This is a genomic window from Micromonospora sp. 4G55 (genome assembly GCF_016803375.1).
The window spans coordinates 1-4317 of the sequence record NZ_JAEVHN010000536.1 but is presented as its reverse complement, the minus strand read 5'-3'; the positions used below and the strand labels follow the sequence as shown (position 1 = coordinate 4317).

Below are 4317 nucleotides of genomic sequence, written 5' to 3'. Positions count from 1 at the left end.
GGTGATCGCCCAGAAGGTGGAGCGCCAGCCGAGGTGCTGGCCGAGGAAGGTGCCGAACGGGACGCCGAGGACGTTCGCGACGGTCAGGCCGGCGAACATCATCGCGATCGCGCCGGCCCGGCGTGCCGGCGCGACCAGCCCGGCGGCGACCACGGCGCCGATGCCGAAGAAGGCGCCGTGGCAGAGCGCCGCGACGATCCGCCCGGCCAGCATCACGGGGTAGGTGTCGGCCAGCGCGGAGAGCAGGTTGCCGACGATGAAGAGCACCATCAGGGCGAGCAGTACCTGCTTGCGGGGCAGCCGGGTGACCGCCGCGGTGAGGGCCACCCCGCCGACGGCGACGCTGAGCGCGTACCCGCTGATCAGCCAACCGGCCACCGACTCGGTGACCCGGAAGTCGTCGGCGACCTGGGGGAGCAGCCCCATGATCACGAATTCGGTCAGCCCGATGCCGAAGGCACCGACCGCCAGGGCGAGCAGGCCGCCGGGGAGCGTGCGGGGGCGAGGGGACATGACGATCCAATCCGTGTGTACGACGATAGGCAGCGCCTGCAACTACTGGCGCGAAACCGAATAGTTGCACGCGCTTGATATCGGCGCAAGCGTGCTAGCCTGGCGGCAGTCCAGGTCACACCAGGGAGCACGCATGGGCATCGGCGACGACGCGGTGGAGATCCGCGCGCAGGGCTGGCGGACCCTCGCCGCCCTGCACGGCCTGATCGAGGCGTCCCTGGAACGGGCCCTGCAGGCCGAGCACGAGCTGTCGGTCGTCGAGTACACGGTGCTCGACGCCCTCTCCCGTCAGGACGGCTGGCACATGCGGATGCGTCAGCTGGCCCGGGCGGCGGCCCTGTCCGGCAGCGCGACCACCCGGCTGGTCACCCGCCTGGAGGAGCGCGGCCTGCTCACCCGGATCCTCTGCCAGGACGACCGGCGCGGCATCTACACCGAGCTGACCCCGGCCGGCTCCGACCTGCTCGCCCGGGCCCGGCCCACCCACGACCGGGTGCTGGCCGAGGCGCTCGCCGAGGCGGAACAAACCCCGGAACTGGCCCCACTGGTGCAGGCCCTGCACCGGCTCCCGACCCCGGGCTGACCGCCGGCCGGGTCACTGGCCGTCGGGCAGTGGGCGGGCGGCCAGCCCGCCGAGCAGCGCGCCCTCGACCGCGGTCAACGTCACCACCCCGCTCCACACCTCCGGCGTCCAGCCGATCCCGTCCGCCAGCGCCAGCCCGGCCAGGTGTCCACCCCAGACCAGCGCGGCCAGCACCGCGCCGGCGATCGGCGGCCGCAGCACCGCGTCCGGGCCGCGTACCGCGTCCGACCGGCACAGCGCCAGGTCGGCGAGGGCGGCGCCGGTGATCGCGCCGACCGCGCCCCAGGCCTGCGGCACCGGGAACTCGAACATCATCAGGGCGAACAGCGCCACCCCGGCGACCACGGCGGTGGCCGCCCCGGGCGTCGCCCGGCGGCGGTGCGACAGCAGGACCGGCACGCCGATGACCACCGTGGTGACCAGGTACGCGTCCACGCCGAGGACGGCCGCCTGCTGGGCGCCGGCGGCCCCCGTCGCCCGGGTGGCGGCGGCGCTGAGGAACGCCGAGGAGTGGCCGAGCAGGATGGTGGTCGCCATCGTGCCGAGCGCCAACGACGCCACCCCGGTCGCCGCCCGCGCCCCGCCCTCCCGGCTGGCCCACCAGGACCGCAGCGGACTGGTCAGCAGCAGCACCGCCCCGCCGTCGAGGAGCAGGTGACTGGGGCTGAACTCGGCGTCCAGCCCGACCTCCACCCCGAGCGTCTCGTGCCACACCATGTCGGCCAGCCCGCCTGCGGCGAAGACCGCGACGCCGATCGCGCCCACCCGGTACCCCCGCGGCCAGCCGTCGCGCCACCACCGCGGCGCGCGGTCCCGACGCCGGTACGCCAGCCAGCAGATCCACCCCGCGCTGCCGGCGAAGCCGGCGTACAGCAGGCCGTGCCAGGGCGTGAAGAAGCCCTCGATGGTCTCGAGCAGGCTGGTGTGCGCCCACCCGTCGGCCAGCGCCCCGCCCACCAGGCAGGCGCCGAGCAGGACGGCGACCAGATCCTCCCGCCGGCTCGCCGGGGCCACCCCCGGCCGGCTGGCCGCCCGCCCGCCGAGGTCCGCCCGTGCCGTGTCGGTACGCGTCATCGTCGCCACCCCTCCCACGCCGTGTGCCACCCTGCGTCATTGTGCCGCTTCGATGCGTGATCGGGCGGGAGGCGCATCGGCCGTCGCCGCGCTGGTCGGCCGTCCGGGGCGGGGCGTACGGTACGCAACGTCGCCTCGGCGCGGACCCGCGCCGGTACCCGCGCGCACAGGAGGCACCGTGCAGGACCGCACCCCCTCGCCGGAGGAGCTGGAACCCGTCGAACGGGTCGGCGTCGACGAGCTGCGTGCGCTGCAACTCGACCGGCTGCGCTGGTCGCTGCGGCACGCGTACGACAACGTGCCCCACTACCGGCGGGCGTTCGAGGCGGCCGGCGTGCACCCCGACGACTGCCGGGAGCTGGCCGACCTGGCCCGGTTCCCGTTCACCGGCAAGGCGGAGCTGCGGGAGAACTACCCGTTCGGCATGTTCGCGGTGCCCCGCGAGCAGGTGGCGCGGCTGCACGCGTCCTCCGGCACCACCGGCCGGCCCACCGTGGTCGGCTACACCCGCGAGGACCTGCGTACCTGGGCGCGGCTGATGGCCCGCTCGATCCGCGCCTCCGGCGGGCGGCCCGGCGACCGGGTGCACGTGGCGTACGGCTACGGCCTGTTCACCGGCGGCCTGGGCGCCCACTACGGCGCCGAGGAGCTGGGCTGCACGGTCATCCCGGTCTCCGGCGGGATGACCGAGCGGCAGGTGCTGCTGATCCGCGACTTCCAGCCCGAGGTCATCATGGTCACCCCCAGCTACATGCTGGCCATCGTGGACGAGATGGAGCGGCAGGGCGTCGACCCGCGCGCCACCTCGCTGCGGGTCGGCATCTTCGGCGCCGAGCCGTGGACCGAGGACATGCGCCGGGAGATGGAGCAGCGCCTCGACCTGCACGCGGTGGACATCTACGGACTGTCCGAGGTGATGGGCCCGGGGGTGGCCACCGAGTGCGTGGAGACCAAGGACGGGCTGCACCTCTGGGAGGACCACTTCTATCCCGAGATCATCGACCCGGTCACCGGTGCGGTGCTGCCCGACGGCGAGCAGGGCGAGCTGGTGCTCACCTCGCTGACCAAGGAGGCGATGCCGGTGGTCCGCTACCGCACCCGCGACCTCACCCGCCTGCTGCCCGGCACCGCCCGGCCGATGCGCCGGATCGAGAAGATCACCGGCCGGACCGACGACATGATGATCGTGCGCGGGGTGAACGTCTTCCCGACCCAGATCGAGGAGCTGATCCTGCGTACCCCCGCGCTGTCGCCGCACTTCCAGTGCGTGCTGGCCCGCGAGGGGCGGCTCGACACCCTGACGGTCAAGGTGGAGCGCCGCGCCGGAGTCGGCGTCGAGGAGGCCGACCGCGCCGGCCGGGCCTTGGTCGAGCAGGTGAAGAACACCATCGGGGTCAGCGTGGCGGTGGAGGTGATCGCCCCGGACGGGGTGGAGCGCTCGATGGGCAAGATGCGGCGGATCGTCGACCAGCGGCGGGTGGGCTGAGATGGCGGAGAACGGCCGGGTCGCGCCGGGGCGTACCGCCGCGCACGAGATGTTCGACGCGGACGTGGCCTCCCGCGCCCTCGGCATCGAGCTGGTCTCCGCCGGCGACGGCGCCGCGGTGGCCCGGATGCGGGTGACCGCGGCCATGCTCAACGGGCACGCCATCGGCCACGGCGGCTTCGTCTTCCTGCTCGCCGACACGGCCTTCGCGCTGGCCTGCAACAGCCACGGCCCGGCCACGGTCGCCGCCGGCGGCGAGATCAGCTTCCTGCGCCCGGTCCGCGAGGGCGACCTGCTGACCGCCCGCGCCACCGAACGGACCCGCTACGGCCGCAGCGGCATCTACGACGTCACCGTCTCCCGGGGCGACGAGGTGGTCGCCCGAGTTCCGGGGCCGCAGCCGGACGCTGGCCCGCGGCGCCGAGGGCTGACCGCGCGGCGCGCCGCCGCTGTCGGCGGTCTCCGGCACGATGACCGGATGACACACATCGTGCTCTTCCATTCCGTGTACGGGCTCCGGCCGGCCGTGCTGGCCCAGGCCGACCGGTTGCGCGCGGCCGGGCACCGGGTCGTCACCCCCGACCTCTACGGTGAGCCCCCCACCGACACCGTGGAGGCCGGGCTTCGCGCTGCTCGACAAGATCGGCCGCGACGAGGTGCT

General features: G+C 74.4%; 4 protein-coding genes and 2 pseudogenes. 4 read left to right on the top strand and 2 right to left on the bottom strand.

Annotated features, from left to right (window positions below; all coding sequences use genetic code 11):
- Positions 1–513, bottom strand: a 513-nt coding sequence (locus JNW89_RS29220) for an MFS transporter (RefSeq protein ID WP_238451549.1), incomplete at its 3' end; no start/stop codon positions are given.
- A gap of 133 nt (positions 514–646) precedes the next feature.
- On the opposite strand from JNW89_RS29220, the gene JNW89_RS29215 reads away from it, so the two are divergent.
- Positions 647–1096 carry a MarR family winged helix-turn-helix transcriptional regulator gene (locus JNW89_RS29215; RefSeq protein ID WP_238451548.1) on the top strand — a complete coding sequence of 150 codons (450 nt, stop codon included), beginning with the start codon at positions 647–649 and terminating at the stop codon, positions 1094–1096.
- Between the two features lie 12 nt (positions 1097–1108).
- Here the strand turns inward: JNW89_RS29215 and JNW89_RS29210 are convergent, their stop codons facing one another.
- Positions 1109–2170, bottom strand: coding sequence for a hypothetical protein (locus JNW89_RS29210; RefSeq protein WP_238451547.1), 1062 nt, complete (start codon positions 2168–2170; stop codon positions 1109–1111).
- A 178-nt stretch (positions 2171–2348) separates the two neighbouring features.
- Between JNW89_RS29210 and paaK the strand changes: the two genes are divergently transcribed.
- The 3 genes and pseudogenes from paaK to JNW89_RS29195 all read left to right on the top strand — a co-directional run.
- Entirely contained in the window at positions 2349–3656 is a 1308-nt protein-coding gene (gene paaK / locus JNW89_RS29205; RefSeq protein ID WP_238451546.1) for a phenylacetate--CoA ligase PaaK, read from the top strand.
- Position 3657: 1 nt separating this feature from the next.
- Positions 3658–4087 (top strand): annotated as a pseudogene (gene paaI / locus JNW89_RS29200) (hydroxyphenylacetyl-CoA thioesterase PaaI).
- A 47-nt stretch (positions 4088–4134) separates the two neighbouring features.
- Positions 4135–4317, top strand: a pseudogene (locus tag JNW89_RS29195) (hypothetical protein); the annotation flags it as partial.